Raw genomic sequence first — 18110 nt, 5'->3', positions numbered from 1 at the left:
CGATCTTGCAGTTGTGGTGCCTCGACACTCCCGCGATGTCCGGGTTTGTCAGGCACCACAACTGCAAGATCGACGCAGAGGGGGTTACGACTCGGTCGGGAGGGGCTTTGAGTGGACGCGGAGCACCAGCGGCACGATGAGGGCGGCCGTCACCACGACGGCGAGCAGCGCCCCGCGCAGCCCGACGCCGCCCGCGAGCAGGCCGATGAGCGGGGCCGCCACCAGGAAGCCGGGCCACTGCCCCATCACCACGACGGAGACGCCCTCGCCCGAGGTCAGGCCGGGCTGCTCGCCCGCGAAGCCCAGGACCGTGGGCGTCACGCAGGCCATGCCCAGCCCGAGCACGGCGAACCCGGCCATCGTCGCCGCCGGGTGCGGCACGGCGAGGGCAAGGCCCAGGCCCAGCGTGGCGATCGACGCCGACCAGGCCACGAACCGCACCCGGCCGGCCCGCGCGGCGATCCGGTCGCCGATGAGCCGGGCACCGACCGCGGCGACCGACAGGCAGGTGTAGGTGGCGGCGCCGACGACCGCGCCGGCGCCGACGATCTCGGTGGCGTACAGCGCGCTCCACTGCGAGCCGGACATCTCGGTGAACGCGGCCAGGAACGCGATGACGGCGAGCAGCAGCAGTTGGGGCGTGAACCGGTCGCGCAGCCGGCGTTTCGGCTCGCCGTCGCCGCGGGACGGCCGGGCGGTGTCGGGCAGCCAGCGCAGCGTGGCCAGCAGCAGCACGCCGAGGACGGCGCTGGAGACGGCCATCTGGGCGGCCGGGGACAGGCCGGCCGCCACGGCGGCGGTGCCGAGCAGGCCGCCCGCGAGCATGCCGAGGCTGAAGCCGGCGTGGAACGTCGACAGGATCGGCCGACCGTAGCGGCGCTGGACCTCCACCGACTGGGTGTTCATCGGCGTGGAGAGCAGGTTGGCGGCGAAGCCCCAGACGGCGAGCCCGGCGACGAGCGCGCCGACGGTGGTCGACGCGGCCAGCAGCGGCGCGTTGACCAGGATGACGGCGGCGCCGGCGATGGCGAGCAGCCGGGTGCTGACCCGGCTGATGAGGATCGCGACGACGGCGAGCGAGACGACCTCGCCGGCGTTGGTGGCGATGTTGGCCAGGCCCCAGCCGGTGTCGCCGAGGCCGACGGCGCGCCGCACGTCGGGCACGCGGGCGGCCCAGCTGCCCAGCGCGAGGCCCATGATGACGAACAGCAGCGTGACCGACCAGCGGGCCAGCACCGCCGACCGGTCCGGGGCGCTGGGGTCCGCGACGACGCCTTCGACAAGCTCAGCCCGCGTCTCGGCCATGGCGGTGGCACCCTCCGCTCGTGTTGCCGGTCCGGTACCCAGGGTAAGCGGATCCGAAACTGGCGCCGTCGGGCAGCCGCACCCGCCCCACCGGCGTGCCGGGTGCGGTGACGAGCGTGGCGACGACCGCCTGGTAGTCGGCGACGAGCCCGGCGACCAGGTCGTCGCCGAAGAAGCTGCGGTTGCGGATGATGACGCCCCCGGCGCGGTCGTCGTCGACGACGACGATCGGCGAGCCGCGCTTCACCCAGACGGGGAGGCACTCCGGCGGTACATCGGACGCGACCACCGGCGCGGGAGCGTCCGGCGCCGGGCGGGCCGTGATGTCGACCGGCTCGACGACGAGGCCGGGCAGCTCGATCGTCGGCGCGGCCGGGGCCGCCGACTGGAACCAGCCGTCGAAGAGGTGGTTGTCCGGCCACGGCCGGTGCCGGTCGAAGTCCGGGTCGACGGCGGCGGCGACGGTGTGGAACGCGGCGACGTGGGCCATCGCCGCGCGGGTCTCGGCGTGCGCGGCGGCGACCACGTCGAGCAGCGGGCGGTCCGGGTCGACGTCGGCGGGCACGTACACGTTGTTGGTGAACTGGCCGAACAGCTCCCGCTCGGGCGCGGTGTCCCGGCCGAGGGTGGTGGTGCCGAGCACGATCCGGCGGCGGCCGCTGCGCAGCGCGAGGAGCACCTGCCAGGCGGCGAGGAGGGCGATGTACGGGCTGGTGCGCGCCCGCCGGGCCACGCCCCGCAGCCCGCCGGCCACCTCGGCGGGGAACGCGAACCGGTCGGGCACCTCGGCGCTGAGGTCGTCGGCCGGGCCGGGCTTCCCCGCCGGGAACAGCTGGTAGCCGCCGGGCAGCGGGCGCAGCCGGTCCCGCCAGTACGCGGCCCGGTCCGGGTCGCCGGCGAGCGCGTCCTGCAGCGCGACGATCCCGGCGAACCGGTGCAGGCCGGCGGGCAGCGGCGGCTGCGGCGGCCGGATGCCCAGCCGCGCGGCGTAGGCGTGCACGACGTCGGCCATGAACAGCTGGCAGGACCAGCCGTCGGAGACCATGTGGAAGCAGGTGAGGGCGAGCACGTGCTCGCCGGGCGAGAGACGCACGAGCGCGGCCCGCCACAGCGGCGCCGCGCACGGGTCGAACGCCCGCGTGCGGTGGGCGTGGACGAGCCGCTCGACCCACCGGCGGCGCTCGTCCGGCGGCAGGTCGGACACGTCGTGGTGCTCCAGCGGCGAGGCCACCTCGGGCAGGATCTCCACGGCCGGGTCGGCGCCGATGCGCGCGAACCGCATCCGCAGCGCGTCGTGCCGGGCGATGACGTCGCCGACGGCCGCGTCGAGGACGGCCACGTCGAGGTCGCCCAGCAGCCGGCGGAACTCGACGACGACCAGCCGCGAGTTGCCCGGGTGCGCCGGGTCGAGCGCCGTCATGAACTCCCACATCATCTGCTGGCTGGCGGCCAACCGCATCAACGGCCTCCTTACTGGTAGTCCGCCTCGTCCGGCGGGCGGAACCCGGTGAACAGCAGGTCGGGGCGGCGCATCCGCAGCGCGGTGACGAACGCGGCCGCGTCGAACAGCGTCTCCACCGCCGCGCAGGCCACCGCCTCCCCCGCGGCCCGCAGCCCCCGGTCGCCGCCGAGCCGGCCGGGCGCCTTCGCCAGGACCGTCCCGGCGAGCACGGCCGGCGCGGCGAGCAGGCTCAGCCCGCGGGTCCGTCGCGCGGCGAGCAGCCCGCCGACCGCGGCGACGGCTGCGGCGCTGACGGCGTTGAAGACGGGCCTGCGCCGGTGCGGGTGGGCGACGCACAGCCACTGCTCGCTGCGGCCGTAGGTGGTGAAGCGGTACGCGACCGCCTCGAACGTCTCGGCGACCCCGGTGTCGTGGGTGACCACGCCGCCGGGCTCGGTGAGCAGCACGTGCCCGGCGTCGGTGAGGACCAGCCCGAGGTGCAGGTCCTCGCCGCCGATCGGCATGGGCGAGTCCTCGGGGAACCCGCCGACCGACTCGAACGCTGCGCGCTTCAGGGCCGTGTTGGCGCCCGCGCCCCAGGACACCCGCGACCAGTGCAGCGGGCGGGTCAGGTCGCCGAGCAGGAGGTACGACCGGCGCATCACGCGGAACATCGCGCTGGTCCCGGGGGCGACGATCACGGGCCCGGTCACGCCGGCGACCTCCGGCCCGCTGTCGCGCAGTCTTCGCACGTACCGCTGGAAGAGATCGGCCGGCACCCGGCAGTCGCTGTCGGTGAACATCAACAGGTCGTACGAAGCGTGCCGGACCCCGAGGTTCCGCTTGGCACCGACGTGCCGGGGCCCGCGCAGGTAGCGCGCCCCGGCCCGGGCGCAGTTGGCCCGGTGCTCGGCCGCGGCGGCCGGCCCGGAGTCGTCGACGACGATGACCTCGACCGGTTCGGGGCACCGGGCGATGGCCGGCCCGAGCGCGTCGAGCTGCCGCCCCAGCTCGGCGACGCGGTTCTTGACGGGAATGACGACGGACAGCCCGTGCCCGCCGGAGCTCTGCGGTGGACTCATGCCCACGACCCTGCCGCGCCGGGATACACCGCCGATACACGCCGGTCGGGGCTGGGCGCCCTCGTCCTCGCCGCCCTGCCGCCCGGCCCGGCGCGACCACTACCGGCGACTGCTCGGCCACATGATCGTGTCGCACCTGCTGGTGGGCGGCTCAGAGCACTAGCTCCTGCCCGTCCTCGGCCACCTCGACCCCGGCCGCGGCGCCACCGCTCGCCAGGTGGTTGGTGTTGTTGAGATGCCCGAAGAGCACCCGGACGCCGGGGTGGCGGCGCAGCCGCGGCAGCGCGTCGGTGATCGGCAGGTGCCCCATCTCGCGCGGGGTGCGGGTCAGCCCGGCGGCGCGGAGGGGCTCGTCGGCGGTGCGGAAGGTGCCGTCGAGCAGCGCCGCGTCGGCTCCGCCGAGGAACGCGTCGAAGTCCTCGGTCCAGGCCGGCAGGCAGGTGGCGTACACGAACGCCCGCCCGGTCCGCTCGTCGCCGATCCGCAGCGCGCACACCCAGGCGTCGTCCGGGCGACCGTCGGCGTAGCGGGGCACCTTGGTCCCGACGACGAGGGCCCGCACCGTGAGGCCGCCGTCGAGGGCGAGCGGTGCGCCGGTCGGCAGCTCGTGGACGCGCAGATCGGTGTAGCGGCGCAGGATCGGCAGCACCGGCAGCGCCGCGAGAACGGTGCCGGTGGCGTACAGGTCGAGGCGGGTCGCCTCGCGCAGGCCGAGCAGGCCGGCCGTGTGGTCGAGCTCGGCGGTGGTGAGCAGCACGCCGCGGATCGGGGTGTCCCGCCGGCCCGGCCCGGGCTCGAGGTCGCCCGCCGACAGCAGCTGGGTGCGCAGGTCGGGTGAGGCGTTGACGAGGTACCACGCGGTGCCGTCCCCGGTGACCGCGACGCCGTCCTGGGTGCGGTCGATCCCGGCGCGGCGAGCGGCGACGCAGCCGGCGCAGGCGCAGTTCCACTGCGGCACGCCGCCCCCGGCCGCGCTGCCGAGGATGCGGACCCTCATCGCGCCCGCCGCGGGATCGCCGGCACTCGAACGGGCACGCCCGCGGCGGCGCGGACCGTGTCGTGGTGCGGGGAGAGGCGGCAGGCCGGGTCGGTCGCCGCGGCGTCGCCGGTGAGCTGGAAGGCCTGGCAGCGGCAGCCGCCCAGGTCCTCGTCGCGCAGCGCGCAGCTCCGGCACGGCTGTGGCATCCAGCCCGTGCCGCGGAAGGCGTTGAACAGCGCCGAGTGCTGCCAGGCGCCGGCCAGGTCCGCGGTCCGGGCCGACGGGATCGGCAGGCCCAGCTGCGCCGCGGCCAGGCAGGGCAGCAGGTCGCCGTTCGGGGCGACGACGAGCTGGCGGGTGCCCCAGCCGTTCATGCAGGGCTTGGGGCGGCCCGTGTGGTAGTCCGGCTCGACGTAGACGATCTCGACGCGGTCGCCGTGGCGGCGGTGCACCTCAGCCGCGGCCTGCTCCGCCGCGTCGACCTGGGCGCGGGCCGGGATGAGGGTGGCGCGGTTGCGCATGCCCCAACCGTAGTACCGGGTGTGGGCGAGTTCGAGCCGGTCGGCGCCCAGCGAGACGGCCAGGTCGGCGATCTCGGCGAGGCGGTCGACGTTGCCGGCGTGCAGGACCACGTTGACGGTCAGCGGGATGCCCGCCTCGCGGACGAGGCCGGGACCCGATTCGCCTCGGCCTGGGTGGCGGTGGCGACCTGCGCCAGCGCCGAGCCGACCGCGGTCGCCGCCGCACCCTGGAGCACCTGCCTGCGGGCTTGCTGATGCTTCACCTTGCTCCCCGCTTGGAGCTGAGGCCCGGACCGGTCGCGCTGGTGCGGCGGGCACCCGTGCGGTCGGGCCTTGCGAACGTCCGGCACGCTCGTGATCTTGTAGTCCACCAGGCGAGCATGAATATGTGGCCGCCGGGCGACGTTTGTCCACGGACCCCTCCGCCGGCCGTCACCGACACGGCATGTCGATCCGAACGCGGCGAGCACGGTGGGGCGCGCGACGCCCGCCGAGTCGGTCTTCCGTCCTTGACACCGCTCACGAACTTGACGCACCATCAGTCAATTCACTGGACGGTGTCTATCCAATATCTCCGCGTCTAGCGAACTGACCACCGACCACAGACAGATAGCACTGGAGGCGGCACATGACAGACGGAACTGCGACCGCCGCCACGGGGACGTGGGTGGCTGACGACCGTCGCGGCTGTGGCCGCGATGACCGCCGCGGCGGATCCGCCGGCCGGCCGGGCAGGCGTCTCGGCCGCGGCGAAGGAGGTCGGCGGCATGTGACGAGCACCGTTCGGTTTTGCCAGGACCAATCAGCAGGTACGGGACCCACACCGGAGAGGTGGCCATGACGGACTTCCAGGACTACCACGACTTCCAGTTCAGCGACCTCCGGCTCGACGACGGGATGGTGCACGAATCGCATGCGGAGAGCGACGCGTTCCACTACAGCCCGACGGTGGTGGAGTATGACCTGAACGGCGACGGGCGGGTCGACATGGTGAGCGCCGATACCGATCACGACGGCAAGGCCGACGCCTGGCAGTACGACCTCGACAACGACGGAATCATCGACATGACCGGGTACGACGTCGACGGTGACGGGTCGATCGACCTGAAGGAGTACGACCGCAACGCGGACGGACTCGTCGACGAGGCAGTCGTCGACATGGACCACGACAACCGGCCGCAAGTCGTCGTGCAGGACACCGACCACGACGGGCAGTACGACCTTGAGACGTGGGACCTCCACGAACGCGAGGACGAGGGCCCATCCGACCCCCACAGTCCGAACGACGGCGACACCGCTCCCGCCGTGCCGCGGTGGGGGACGAACGCCCACTACGGCGGCGCCTGACCCGGCGCGTATCGATGTCATCCCTGGGAGTGCATGGAGGATGCTACCGGGGGTTGACGCGCGCCGGGCCGGGCGTGGCTAGCGTCGTGGGCATGAAGAAGGCCCTGATCGTGGTCGGCACGGTGTTCGGCCTGTATCTCGTCGTGCGGGCCATCGCCGAGCCGTTCGTCATCGGCTTCGATGATCCCGCCACCTACAGCAAGGACTGGGGCGGCCCGAGTCTCGCCGGCGTGCTGCTCGTGCACTGCGGGCCGGGCGTGATCTCCGCGATCCTGATCGGCTGGGGCTTAGCCCGGTGGCGGCGCACCGTGGTCTCGGCACGGCGGTGACGCGGTGGTCGCCGAGCCGCCGGCCCGCTTGCCGATCAGCAACCAGGGCAACGACCCGCCGGGCGAGTCGCGCGCCGGTAGTGTTCCTCGGCGTGGAGGGGCGAAACAGACAGGCCGCCCGGCCGGTGCGGCGGGTCGAGCGGGATCCGGGCGCCGAGTGGGACCCGGACGCGTGGTGGGCCCGCATTCCCGCCGTCCGCGCGGTGCTGGAGGCGGGGCTTGACCTTCCGGCCGGGGTGACGTTCCTCGTCGGCGAGAACGGTTCGGGGAAGTCCACGCTCGTCGAGGCGCTGGCGCAAGCCTACGGGCTGAATCCGGAGGGCGGCTCGCGCAGCGCGATGCACCGCACGCGGCACACCGAGTCGCCGCTGGGCGCCGCGCTGCGGCTGGTGCGCACCAGCGGGGGGCGCGGCGACGCGTACTTCCTGCGCGCGGAGACCACGCACGGCCTGTACACCTATCTGGAGGCGCTGCCCGACTCGCCCGACTGGGACCTGCACGAGCGCAGCCACGGCGAGGGATTCCTGGCCCTGCTGGAACGCAAGTTCACGCGGCCGGGCTTCTACCTGCTCGACGAGCCGGAGGCGGCCCTGTCGTTCACCTCCACCCTCGGCCTCATGTCGCGCCTGGCGGACCTGGCCCGGGCCGGGGCGCAGATCGTGGTGGCGACCCACTCCCCGGTGCTGACCGCGCTGCCGGGCGCCACCGTGCTGGAGCTCGGCGAGCACGGCATCCGCAGGACGGCGTGGACCGAGCTCGCCGTCGTGGACCACTTCCGGGCGTTCCTCGACCGGCCCGACCGGTACCTGCGCCACCTGCTCCCGTAGCGGCGCACGCACCGACGGGCCGCGGCGGCCGTCCCGCGACTCAGCCGACCACCGGCTCGCCCCCGGCGGCGGCCGAGCGGTACAGCGCGTGCACGGCGGCGACGGCGTCGCGCCCCTCCGCGGGCGTCGCCACGGGGTCCCCGCGCAGGATGGCCTCATATTGCCGCCGGAAGGAGGTGGTGTACTCCTGGTCGCCGTCGACCGCCAGCACCCGCCGCCCGTCGACACTGCAGCCGGCGGGGTCGATCGTCAGCGTCCCCCGCTCGCACACGATCGTCGTCTCGTGGAAGAACTCCGGCGAGTCGACGAGCGTGAGGTGGGCGCGCCGGCCGTTGGCAAGGTACAGGGTGGCGGCCGCCGACGTCTCGACCGCCCAGCCGTCCGGCACCGCGACCGTGCCGGCGACCGCGCGCGGCGGCGCCCCGAGCAGCCAGCACGCCCGGTCGATGCTGTGCACGCCGACGAGCATCGCGATGCCGCCGCCGGCCACGGCCGGGTCGGCGAACCAGGCCGGCCGGTCCGGGCGGCGGTAGTCGGTCGAGCGGCGCTCGGTGTACAGCAGCGGCTCGCCGAGCCGGTCCAGCTCCTCGCGGGCCGCGCGCACCTGGGCGAAGAACCGGCCCTGCTGGCCGACGTGGAAACAGCCGGCGGCCAGCATCCGGTCGCAGGCCTCGACGGTCGTCGCCATGGGCTTCTCCACCAGCACCAGCCGGCCGGCCCCGATCGCCCGCAGGGCGAGCTCCTCGTGGTACACGTGCGGGATCGACAGCACGACGAGGTCGGCGGCGGCGAGCACCTCGTCGAGGCCCGCGACCGCCCGGGCACCGTGCCGTTGCGCGAGCCGGGCCGCCCGCAGCGGATCCCGGTCGGCGACCGCGACGAGCGTCAGCCCGTCCACCTCGGCGGCCGCGGCGGCGTGCCGCCAGGCCACCTCGCCCGCCCCGACGATGCCCAGCCTCATGCGCTCACTCTTCACCATCGGACAGGCCTCAACGGGGAGCCGGGGCGCGGGCGATCGGAGCGGAGAGCACGACGCCGGTGTGGGCTTCGCCGACGGTGAGCTCCAGCGCCAGCCAGCCGGACGACCAGTGCAGCGTCACCAGCGAGGCGGCGCCGAACGGGTCGGCCGGGTTGATCTGCCGGTCGATCGGGCGCAGCCTCGCGTCGAGCCAGGCGCTGGTGTCCCCCGCGATGTCGTCGGTCAGGGCCGCGGAGGCGCACTCCCGCACGAAGTCGAGCGACGGCTGCGACAGCGGGGCCAGGCCGGCGATGTCGACGGTGCACTCGATGGTTCGCGGGTGGTTGTCCGCGCCGTAGGTCAGGGTGACCCGGCCCTGGCTGTTGACCGTCAGCTGGGTGCCGATGCCACCGGCCGGCTTGCCGGGGACCGGTTCGCGCACCGAGAGCGTGCCTTCCAGCAGCCCTTCGCGCTCCTGCTCGGAGTACACCGGGCGGTACCGTTCGGGGAGCCGGTCGTTCCAGGCCTGGACGGTGAGGCCGGGGATCGGGGCGAGACCCTGGTCGTCGTCGGCGCACAGGCCCACCCGGTCGTTCCGGCACGCCGCCCCGGTCGGCCTGGGCCGTGGCGGCGCCGCCGAGGTGGGGACGCCAGCCTCCTCCGGCACGTCCCGGAAGAGGCCGTCGAGCGCGACCACGCAGGCGACGACGAGGCCCACCGCCAGCACCCAGACCAGCGTCACGAACAGCCGGAACCACCAGCGCCGGGCGTCGTCCACCGTGCCTCCCCGTCCAGACAGCTCGCTCCGGGCGCGCGCCCACCGGTCGGCCATCGACCGTCCCGATCATCACGGCGCCCATCCCATCATGGGCCGGGTCGGCGGCGGTCGTCGATCGCGATGAGCGCCTCGGCCGGGGTCCGAGACCGCCGCGCGCCGGTTGCACGCGCGCTGCACGCGGGAGGCGGCAGCGTGGGAGCGACCGCCCCGGGACCGGGGCGCAGTTCGCTTCGGAGGACAGTTGCACATGAAACGCGTGACCGTGCTGCTCGCACTCGTCCTGGCCGCGGGCGGGGTCGTCGCCTGCGACGTGCAGGCGGGCGGCGGCTCGCCGGCGCAGGCGATCGGCGCCTCGCCGGCCCCACCGGACCTGGCGCTCAAGGCGGCCGTCGATGCCCTCGACACGACGGCCCACACCTTCGCCGTCAAGCAGGGGACGTCGACGATGAACTCGGGCACCGTCGACCCGGGCGGCAAGGCCGGCACGATCACGATGATCGACACCGCCGAGCAGCACGGGTACACGATCGGGTTCACGGTCGTCAGCCCCGACCTGTGGGTCAAGATCGACATGGGCGCCGAGCTGAACGAGGAGCTCGGCCTGAACCCGACGGTCTGGTCGCACGTCGACCAGTCGCGGCTCGAGGCCACGGCGCTGAAGCCGGTCGACCGCAACGGCGCGCCGGAGTTCGGCGTCACCGAGCTGTTCAGGGACGGCCTCAGCGACGTCAAGCGCGTCGATGCCACGCACTTCAGCGGTACCGTGGACATGACGGCCACCAACAGCGTGCTCGCGCCGCCGACCAAGGTCGTGCAGCAGGCCGGCGACCGGGCCAGGTCGATCCCGTTCACGGCCACCGTCGACGACAAGCGGCGGCTGACCGCGTTCGTCATCGACGGCGCCTCGATCGACCCGGAGCTGGCGTTCGAGCTGACGTTCGCCGGGTTCGACGCGGTCACCCCCGTCACCGAGCCGGCCGCGGTCCCGGCGACCGACAACGTCTACGACTTCTTGAACTGAAGTCGCCAACCTCCACGGCTGGGGACCTACCGCGGGCTGCGAATAGTAAACAAAGTTCAACAATTGACTGTTCGACGTTGTTCGATGGAGTGGGAGTGGCACACACTGGGCGTTCCTGACCCGTCCGCCAACGGGAGTGTGTCCATGTATCGCATCACGCTTCGGCCGCGACGAGCATTGATCGTCCTGCTCGGCGCGGTCCTGTTCGCCCTCGGCACCGGCGTCGCGCCCGCCACCGCCGAACCAGGCCTGCCGTCCGACGACCCCGCCCGCGGGCTCGTGTACGACGGCTTCAAGGCCGGCACCGGCCGCTGCAAGGGCCTGCTGGAGGTCAAGGCCGTGCCCGGCGCGTGCACCCACGGGCCCGACGCCGCCTTCGCCGGGCTCGACGTGCGCCGGTCGGTCGCACCGCTGTCCGCGGCGGCGGCCGCCGCGCCGCTCGCCACCGTGTGCGACGGCGACGGGCAGAGCGGCTACCGCGTCCAGGTCCTGTACATCCGCGGCGCCAGCAACGCCGACCGGTACAACCAGTATCTCGCCTCGATCCGCACCTGGACGGCCGGCGTCGACGACATCTACAGCGCCAGCGCGGCGCAGACCGGCGGCGTGCGGCACATCCGGTTCGTCACCGACGGCGCCTGCCAGATCTCGGTCGCCAACGTGGCGATCCCGAACTCGTCGCTCGCCGACTTCGGCAACTCGGTCAACGCGATCAAGAGCCTCGGATACAACCGGACCGATCGCAAGTATCTCATGTACGTCGATGCCACCAACCTGTGCGGTGTCGCGTACGTGAACCTGGACGACCGGCCGGGGCAGGAGAACGGCAACAACTCGGGCGCCAGCTTCAGCCGGGTCGACTCCGGCTGCTGGGGGCCCGGCCCGGCCGCGCACGAGCTCACCCACGCCATGGGCGCGGTGATGAGCAGCTCGCCGAACCACACCGCCTACGGCCACTGCACCGACGACTACGACATCATGTGCTACAACGACGGTCCCGGCACCGTGGTCCGGATCGTCTGCGGCGACCAGGCGCAGGACAACCGGCTGGACTGCAACAAGAACGACTACTTCAACACCAGCCCGCCGGCCGGGTCGTATCTGGCCACGCACTGGAACGTCGCCAACAACCGCTTCCTGCTCACCAACGGTGGCAGCGGCGGCAGCACCGGGCCGGTGACCCTCGTCAATCTCGGCAAGTGCGTCGACGTCAGCGCGTCGGGCACCGCGAACGGTACCCGCATCCAGATCTGGACCTGCAACGGCACCGGGGCGCAGCAGTGGACCCGCTCGTCCGACGGCACGTTCCGCGCCCTGGGCAAGTGCCTCGACGCGGCGTCGGGCGGCACGGCCAACGGCACCAAGCTGCAGCTGTGGGACTGCAACGGCACGGGTGCCCAGCAGTGGACCTACGTGGCGGCCACCCAGGCGCTGCGCAACCCGCAGTCGGGCCGGTGCCTCGATGATCCGTCCAGCAGTACCACTGACGGCACCCAACTGCAGCTGTGGGACTGCAACGCGACGAACGCCCAGCGGGTGACGGTCCCCGCCTGAGCGCTCACCTACCCCACGGCGAGCGCGTCGACCTCCACCCGGAACGCCGGGTGGACCAGGCCGCTCACCTGCACCAGCGAGCTGGCCGGCGGCCGGGACGGGTCGACGAACTCGTCCCGGACCGCCCGGAAGACGGGCAGGTCCGCGAGGTCGGTGAGGTACACGGTGAGCTCGCGTGACTGTACCCGTTGACCGGCGGCAACCCGTCCGGCCGCGTGAAGTGCTCCATCGCGAACACCTTAAGCCGGGTGCAGGTTGGTCCACGAGCGCGCCGCGGGGGCATGCCCCGTCCAGGCGTCCAGGAGTGCCCGGGCCTCGTCGGCCGGGGCCCCGAGGAAGAGCCGCTGCTCGCCGCCGTACTCGCCGCGCTCCTGCTGGACGGACGAGCGGCTGCAGCACGCGCACAGGTCGACGCGGCTCGCCAGGATCTCGAAGCCCAGCTGCCGGCGGGCGAAGGACTCCGCCAGCGGTTCGAGGTCGCCCGGTCCGGCGGTGACCAGCACGGACAGCGTGGCGATGTCCGACGGCTCGAACAGCGCCACCTCGTCGAAGACGGGCACCGTCACCTCGCCGTACGTGCGCTCGCCGCTCGGGGCGCCGTCGTGGACGACGACCTCGCCGAAGCGACGGGTCGGGTCGAACGGGACGTTGATCACGCGGGCCCGGGTCGGGCAGAGGCGCATCGCCCAGACGACCTCCTCGACACCGCTCAGGCGGACGCAGGCCGGGCCCAGCTCGGCGTCGATCTGGCCGGTGCCCGGGAACTCCGGCAGCCCGTAGCCGGCCCAGCAGTCGCGGGCGGTGTCCCAGTCGCGCAGCACGGTCGCGGCGGTGCCGAGGTTCCAGAACGCGGGCTCCGACTCGCCGCGCCGCACGTGGGTCACCGCGATCTTGCCGGTCTCGTACGCGCGGGGCCAGTCGCGGGCGAACTTGTACGCGAGCGCGGCGTCGAACCAGACCGCCTTCGCCCGCTTGCCCGCGAGCCTGGCCGCGGCGGCGGCGAGCCGGTCGCCGGCCTGCGGCCAGTCCTCGGCCTCGAAGGCCTCGTAGCCCTCCGCGACGGCCCGGGCGGTCTCATTCGAAAACATGCGCGGACGGTACCACTCGGCGATCTTCACTCGGGCCGGAGATTAGGGTAGCCTCACCTTACTCAAGAGGCAGGAGGGCACCCCGTGGTGGAGGAACTGTTCTCGGCGGCCGTGCGGCGCAGTACCGAAGGACGGCACCGGGACGCGGAACAGGCCGCGTTCCTCGGGCGGCTCGTCACCGGCGCCCTGCCGCTCGCCGGCTACGCCGCCATGGTCGCGCAGCACCACCACATCTACAGTGTGCTCGAAGAGGCCGCCGCCGTCATGCGGCACGACCCGGTCGCCCGGCCGTTCGTCCACGATGGACTGACCCGGCTGCCGGCGCTGGAGAGCGACCTGCGCACGCTGCTCGGCGACGACTGGCAGCGCCGGATCGAGCCGAGCCCGGCCACGACACGGTACGCCGAGCGGCTGCGGGAGGTGTGCTTCGCGTGGCCCGGCGGGTTCGTGGCCCACCACTACACCCGCTACCTCGGGGACCTGTCGGGCGGGCAGTACATCGCCGCCGCCGTCCGCCGCCACTACGGCACCACCGCGACCGGCTTCTACGTCTTCGACGGCATCGGCAGCCCGGCCGCGTTCAAGACGGGCTACCGGGAGGCGCTCGACACCGCGCCCTGGGACCCCGACGAGCGCCGCCGCATCCTCGACGAGGTCCTCGTCGCCTACCAGCTGAACATCGACGTGCTCACCGACCTCGGCCGCGACCACGCCGCCGGGCAGGCCGCGTGAGGCTCGGCCGCGGCCCGCGCCCGCCCGGGCCGCGCGCCAAGGGCGCGGTGGCGGTCAGCGGCACCGGCCTGGACAAGCGCCGCAACGGCCGGCCGGTGCTCGCCGACGTCGACGCGACGATGACCGCGGGCGAGGTGCTCGCCCTGGTCGGGCCGAACGGCGCCGGCAAGTCCACGCTGCTGTCGGTGCTCGCCGGCGACCTCGGACCGGACCGGGGCGAGGTGACGGTCGACGGCCGGCCGCTCGGCGACTGGACCCCGGTCGAGCTGGCGATGCGCCGGGCCGTGCTGCCGCAGCACCACCTGCTGTCGTTCCCGTTCCCGGTTGTCGACGTGGTCCGGATGGGCCGCGCGCCCTGGCCCGACGAGGGCGAGGACATCGTGGCCGGCGCCATGGCGGCGACCGGCGTCGCGCACCTGGCCACCCGGTCGTTCCTGGCGCTGTCCGGCGGCGAGCGGGCCCGGGTGGCCCTGGCGCGCGTGCTGGCCCAGCGCACGGGCGTCCTGCTGCTCGACGAGCCGACCGCGGCGCTCGACCTGCACCATCAGGAGCTGGTCCTGCGCATCGCCCGGGAGCGCGCCACCGAGGGTGATGCGATCCTGGTGGTACTGCATGATCTCGGTCTCGCGGCGGCGCACGCCGATCGCGTGATGGTCCTGTCCGGCGGCCGCGTCGTCGCCGACGGACCGCCGGCCGAGGTGTTCACACCGGACCTGCTGACCGACGTCTACCAGCACGAGATCGAGGTGCTCCCGCACCCGCGCACGGGCACCCCGCTGGTCCTGCCGAGAAGGAGCTGAGCATGGCACAGCCGTTCACCGACGAGATCGTCGCCGCGGTACGCCGGCACATGAACGACGACCACGCCGAGGACAGCCTGCTGATCTGCCGGACGCTCGGCGGGCGGCCGGACGCGACCGCGGCGGCGATGACCGGCATGGACGGCGACGGCATCGACTTCACCGCCGTCGTCGACGGGCGGGACGTGCCGGTGCGGGTGCCGTTCAGCCGGCCGCTGACCGAGCGCGCCGAGGTCCGCCCCGAGGTCGTGCGCATGTACCGCGAGGCGTGCGCGGCGCTCGGCGTGCCGGCGCGGTCCTAGGCACTCATTGCCAACCGCCCGACCGGGTGCGGGTGCGGCGCAGCAGCCAGAAGAAGCACGGCCCGCCGACCAGCGCGGTGAGCACGCCCAGCGGCAGCTCCTGGTAGTCGACGATCGTGCGGGCGGCGAGGTCGCCGCCGACGAGCACGATCGCGCCGCCGAGCGCGCTGGCCGGCAGCACGACCCGGTGGCCCGGCCCGGTCACCATCCGGACCAGGTGCGGCACGACGAGGCCGATGAAGCTGATGATCCCGGTGAACGCCACCGCGCCGGCGGTGAGCAGCGCCGTGACCACGATGAGGCCGAGGCGGAGCCGTTCGACGTCGACGCCGAGGTGCCGGGCCGGCCGCTCGCCGAGCGCGAGCAGGTCGAGCCCGCGCGCGCCGGCCGCCGCCCCGGCCAGGCCGACGGCCACGCACGGCGCAACGACGGCGACCGCGGGCCAGCTGGCCTGGGCGAGGCTGCCGAGGTTCCAGAACGCGATGGCCCGCACCCCGTCGTCGTCGGTGAGGAACATGAGCAGGCCGAGCACGGCGCCGGCCGCCGCGTTGACCGCGATGCCGGTCAGGACCACGGTCACCACCTCGGCCCGGCCGCCGGACTGCGCCAGCCCGTACACGAGCAGCGCCGTCAGCAGCCCGCCCGCGAACGCGCAGGCCGCGACGGTCCAGTTGCCGAACAGGCTGATCCCGGTGACGATCGCGGCCCCGGCCCCGACCGCCGCGCCCGACGACACGCCGATGATCGCCGGCTCGGCGAGCGGGTTGCCGGACAGCCCCTGCATGAGCGCCCCGGCGCAGCCGAGCGCCATCCCGACGAGCACGCCGAGCGCGACCCGCGGGAACCGCACGAACCACAGCGCGTTGTCGCCCTGCACGGCGCTGGGGGTCGGGCCGGCGGGGATGCCGAGCCGGTGCAGCAGCGACCCCAGCACCTCGGCCGGGGGCACCCGCACCTGCCCGGTCCCGGCCGCGACCAGGCACAGCACGACGAGCGCGACGGCGAGGCCGGCGACCACGAACGTGTTCCTGGCGGTGGTTCTTCCCGGTGGTACCGCCGGTGCCTCGATCATCGGCAGGTCGCCGTGACGGCGCGGGCGAGGGCGCGGACGGCCTCGCCGACGCGGGGACCGAAGCTCAGCAGGACGCCGTCGGCCATGTCGACGATCCGGCGGCGCTCCCCGGCCGGGGTCTGGGCGACGCCCGGCATCCGCAGCAGGCCGTCGACGCCGCCGACCGACTGCAGCCCCTCGGTCATCACGAGAATGACGTCGGGCGCGGCGTTGATGAGGCCCTCGCTGGTCAGTGGGCGGAACCCGGACAGCCCGATCGCGGTGCCGGCGTCCTGGGCGCCGATGGCCTCGATCATGGCGTCGGAGCCGGCGCCCTTGCCGCCCATGAGGTACACGCCCGCGGCCCCCCGCACGTACAGGAACGCGACCCGCAGCGGCCGGCCCGCCGGCGCGACCCGGGCGGCCGCGACGTCGGCCTCGACCCGCCGGACGAGCTGCTCGCCGGCGCCCGGCACACCGAGCGCGGCGGCGACCTGGCGGATGTGCGCGGACACGCCGGAGAGGGTCTGCTGGTCGTCGACGAACACCACGGGGATCCCGGACCGGCGCAGCTGGGCGATGACCTCGGCCGGACCGATGCTCCGGTCGGTGACGACGACGGTCGGGTCGAGCCGCAGGATGCCCTCGGCCGACAGGTCGTGCCCGCTGGGCGTCACGAGCGGCAGGTGCGCGGCCGCGGGGAACGTGGTGGAGGTGTCCCGCCCGACGACCCGGTCCCCGAGCCCGAGACTGAACACGATCTCGGCGATCGACCCGTACAGGTTGACCGGCAGGATCCGGCTCACGTCGGTGACGGTGACCCGCTGCCCGTCGGCGGAGTCGACGGTGACCGGCAGCGCGGGCTGCGGCCGGTCGGCGAGCGGGGTGACGTCGGCGGTGTCGAGGGTGGCGGTGACCGGCCCGCATCCGCCGGTGCCCGCGGCCTGCGGGTCGCCGAGGGTGGTGGTCTGCCCGGCACAACCGGCCAGTGTGGACAGCGCGAGCAGCGCGGCCGTGGCGAGGGTCAGGCGGTTCATGACGCGGCCTTCCGGGCAGGGCGACGGCGAACGACGCCGCGGACGGCGAGGGTGACCAGGCCGAGGACGACGGCGGCGGTGACGCCCGTCCACCAGCGGTTGGCCGACTGGCTCGCGCTGATCCTGGTCAGGGTGAGGTCGCCCGGGCTGGCCGGGCCGGCGCTCCCGGCGGGCGGCAGCGCCCCGGCCACCGGCGCACCGGCTCCCCCACTCGTCGCGGCGGGCACGGCCGGGCCGCTGCCCCCGCCCGCCGGAGGCGCGGCGGCCGCGGTCGTCCGGGTCGGGGCGGGCGCTCCCGCGGCGGCGAACGTGACCGGCACCCGCACGTCCTGGCTGCGGTCGCTGGTCCGGGTGTGGTCGGCCCGGGTCGCCACGGCGCACCGGGCCGACCGGCAGTCGACGCCCTCGGCGAGCGCGGCGGCGACCTTGAGCTCGACCCGGAACGTGCCGCCCGGGCCGTACGGGATGGCGAGCCCCTTGCCGTATGCCGGCGGGTTCGACGAGATCCAGTACGAGGAGCCGCTGCTCCCGGTCGTGTCGATGCCACCGCCGCACGGGCTCGGCGCCTGGCCGGGCCCGTTGTCGACGCAGAAGGCGACGTAGATGCCCTTGGTGACGTCATACCCGGAGCCCGACACGGTGACCGCCTCGCCGGCCGGGGCGAGGCCGGCGGTCTTCGCCACGGTCAGCCGCTGCCCGCCGGGCCCGACCCCGGTGGCCGCCGCGGCGGGCGCGGCCGGCCCGACCACGACGGCAGCGGCCATACCGACCACGACGGCAGCCGCGCGCACCGCGGCCTGAATGCATCCCGAGCGCATAGTTAGGTGAGGCTAGCCTAAGTCAACCGACTTGGGTATCCGTGAGATGGGTCGCAGGACCGCGGCGCGCAGGGGATGTTCCGTGAACCCTTAGGTAAGGCTAACCTCACTAGGTCATGGACGGGCGTGCCGCTGCGCGT

Annotated in this window: 21 protein-coding genes; 9 read left to right on the top strand and 12 right to left on the bottom strand. The window is 74.1% G+C overall.

The window, feature by feature from the left end; translation table 11 throughout:
* Positions 1–84 precede the first annotated feature (84 nt).
* The 5 genes from IEZ31_RS27665 to IEZ31_RS27645 form a co-directional block, all read right to left on the bottom strand.
* The gene (locus tag IEZ31_RS27665) at positions 85–1305 is read right to left on the bottom strand and encodes an MFS transporter (RefSeq protein ID WP_190252916.1); all 1221 of its coding nucleotides are present in this window, start codon (positions 1303–1305) and stop codon (positions 85–87) included.
* Positions 1286–2764 (bottom strand): condensation domain-containing protein, encoded by a 1479-nt coding sequence (locus tag IEZ31_RS27660; protein WP_190252915.1) that lies wholly within the window; start codon positions 2762–2764, stop codon positions 1286–1288. Before IEZ31_RS27660 ends, IEZ31_RS27665 begins: the two co-directional genes overlap by 20 nt.
* Positions 2765–2775: 11 nt before the next feature.
* On the bottom strand, positions 2776–3828 hold the full coding sequence (locus tag IEZ31_RS27655) for a glycosyltransferase family 2 protein (protein WP_190252914.1): 1053 nt from the start codon (positions 3826–3828) through the stop codon (positions 2776–2778).
* A 151-nt stretch (positions 3829–3979) separates the two neighbouring features.
* Positions 3980–4825: a pyrroloquinoline quinone biosynthesis protein PqqB gene (gene pqqB / locus IEZ31_RS27650; RefSeq protein WP_190252913.1), complete on the bottom strand. Its 846-nt coding sequence runs from the start codon at positions 4823–4825 to the stop codon at positions 3980–3982.
* Positions 4822–5439: an SPASM domain-containing protein gene (locus tag IEZ31_RS27645; RefSeq protein WP_229835895.1), complete on the bottom strand. Its 618-nt coding sequence runs from the start codon at positions 5437–5439 to the stop codon at positions 4822–4824. The genes pqqB and IEZ31_RS27645 overlap by 4 nt, the downstream gene beginning before the upstream one ends.
* On the opposite strand from IEZ31_RS27645, the gene IEZ31_RS56890 reads away from it, so the two are divergent.
* The 4 genes from IEZ31_RS56890 (at position 5428) to IEZ31_RS27630 (ending at position 7831) form a co-directional block, all read left to right on the top strand.
* Positions 5428–5583, top strand: a complete 156-nt coding sequence (locus IEZ31_RS56890) for a hypothetical protein (protein ID WP_229835894.1) — start codon at positions 5428–5430, stop codon at positions 5581–5583. The genes IEZ31_RS27645 and IEZ31_RS56890 overlap by 12 nt on opposite strands.
* 582 nt (positions 5584–6165) lie before the next feature.
* Complete coding sequence (locus IEZ31_RS27640; RefSeq protein ID WP_190252911.1) at positions 6166–6675, top strand: hypothetical protein; 510 nt, start codon at positions 6166–6168, stop codon at positions 6673–6675.
* A gap of 92 nt (positions 6676–6767) precedes the next feature.
* The gene (locus IEZ31_RS27635) at positions 6768–7004 is read left to right on the top strand and encodes a hypothetical protein (protein ID WP_190252910.1); all 237 of its coding nucleotides are present in this window, start codon (positions 6768–6770) and stop codon (positions 7002–7004) included.
* A 92-nt stretch (positions 7005–7096) separates the two neighbouring features.
* Entirely contained in the window at positions 7097–7831 is a 735-nt protein-coding gene (locus IEZ31_RS27630; RefSeq protein WP_190252909.1) for an AAA family ATPase, read from the top strand.
* Positions 7832–7871: 40 nt separating this feature from the next.
* On the opposite strand, the gene IEZ31_RS27625 is transcribed toward IEZ31_RS27630, so the two are convergent.
* Positions 7872–8792, bottom strand: a complete 921-nt coding sequence (locus IEZ31_RS27625) for a Gfo/Idh/MocA family protein (RefSeq protein ID WP_190252908.1) — start codon at positions 8790–8792, stop codon at positions 7872–7874.
* 28 nt (positions 8793–8820) lie between these two features.
* On the bottom strand, positions 8821–9567 hold the full coding sequence (locus IEZ31_RS27620; protein ID WP_190252907.1) for a hypothetical protein: 747 nt from the start codon (positions 9565–9567) through the stop codon (positions 8821–8823).
* Positions 9568–9814: 247 nt separating this feature from the next.
* Here IEZ31_RS27620 and IEZ31_RS27615 point away from each other — a divergent pair, with 247 nt between their 5' ends.
* Together IEZ31_RS27615 and IEZ31_RS27610 are read left to right on the top strand one after the other, a co-directional pair.
* A complete protein-coding gene (locus IEZ31_RS27615; RefSeq protein WP_190252906.1) occupies positions 9815–10588 on the top strand; it encodes a hypothetical protein in 774 nt (257 codons plus the stop codon).
* Positions 10589–10732: 144 nt separating this feature from the next.
* Positions 10733–12142: a ricin-type beta-trefoil lectin domain protein gene (locus IEZ31_RS27610; RefSeq protein WP_229835893.1), complete on the top strand. Its 1410-nt coding sequence runs from the start codon at positions 10733–10735 to the stop codon at positions 12140–12142.
* A gap of 8 nt (positions 12143–12150) precedes the next feature.
* Here IEZ31_RS27610 and IEZ31_RS27605 read toward each other — a convergent pair whose 3' ends face one another.
* Together IEZ31_RS27605 and IEZ31_RS27600 are read right to left on the bottom strand one after the other, a co-directional pair.
* Positions 12151–12306, bottom strand: coding sequence for a RidA family protein (locus IEZ31_RS27605; protein ID WP_229835892.1), 156 nt, complete (start codon positions 12304–12306; stop codon positions 12151–12153).
* Between the two features lie 75 nt (positions 12307–12381).
* Positions 12382–13230 (bottom strand): tetratricopeptide repeat protein, encoded by an 849-nt coding sequence (locus IEZ31_RS27600; protein ID WP_190252904.1) that lies wholly within the window; start codon positions 13228–13230, stop codon positions 12382–12384.
* Between the two features lie 84 nt (positions 13231–13314).
* Between IEZ31_RS27600 and IEZ31_RS27595 the strand changes: the two genes are divergently transcribed.
* From IEZ31_RS27595 to IEZ31_RS27585, 3 genes are read left to right on the top strand one after another with little or no spacing between them, the layout of a single operon-like run.
* A complete protein-coding gene (locus IEZ31_RS27595) occupies positions 13315–13962 on the top strand; it encodes a biliverdin-producing heme oxygenase (RefSeq protein ID WP_229835891.1) in 648 nt (215 codons plus the stop codon).
* Positions 13959–14762 (top strand): heme ABC transporter ATP-binding protein, encoded by an 804-nt coding sequence (locus IEZ31_RS27590; protein ID WP_190252903.1) that lies wholly within the window; start codon positions 13959–13961, stop codon positions 14760–14762. The genes IEZ31_RS27595 and IEZ31_RS27590 overlap by 4 nt, the downstream gene beginning before the upstream one ends.
* Before the next feature lie 2 nt (positions 14763–14764).
* Positions 14765–15064, top strand: a complete 300-nt coding sequence (locus tag IEZ31_RS27585) for a DUF2470 domain-containing protein (protein WP_190252902.1) — start codon at positions 14765–14767, stop codon at positions 15062–15064.
* 4 nt (positions 15065–15068) lie between these two features.
* On the opposite strand, the gene IEZ31_RS27580 is transcribed toward IEZ31_RS27585, so the two are convergent.
* The 3 genes from IEZ31_RS27580 to IEZ31_RS27570 are packed head-to-tail and all read right to left on the bottom strand — an operon-like array spanning position 15069 to position 17916.
* Positions 15069–16136: a FecCD family ABC transporter permease gene (locus tag IEZ31_RS27580; RefSeq protein ID WP_190252901.1), complete on the bottom strand. Its 1068-nt coding sequence runs from the start codon at positions 16134–16136 to the stop codon at positions 15069–15071.
* Positions 16133–17152: a heme/hemin ABC transporter substrate-binding protein gene (locus IEZ31_RS27575; RefSeq protein ID WP_190252900.1), complete on the bottom strand. Its 1020-nt coding sequence runs from the start codon at positions 17150–17152 to the stop codon at positions 16133–16135. Before IEZ31_RS27575 ends, IEZ31_RS27580 begins: the two co-directional genes overlap by 4 nt.
* Positions 17149–17916, bottom strand: coding sequence for a neocarzinostatin apoprotein domain-containing protein (locus tag IEZ31_RS27570; protein WP_190252899.1), 768 nt, complete (start codon positions 17914–17916; stop codon positions 17149–17151). The genes IEZ31_RS27575 and IEZ31_RS27570 overlap by 4 nt, the downstream gene beginning before the upstream one ends.
* Between the last annotated feature and the right edge of the window lie 194 nt (positions 17917–18110).

The organism is Dactylosporangium sucinum (genome assembly GCF_014647515.1).
Taxonomy (GTDB): domain Bacteria; phylum Actinomycetota; class Actinomycetes; order Mycobacteriales; family Micromonosporaceae; genus Dactylosporangium; species Dactylosporangium sucinum.
Note: the sequence above shows the minus strand (reverse complement) of the source record. Positions and strands in the feature narration are given on the sequence as shown.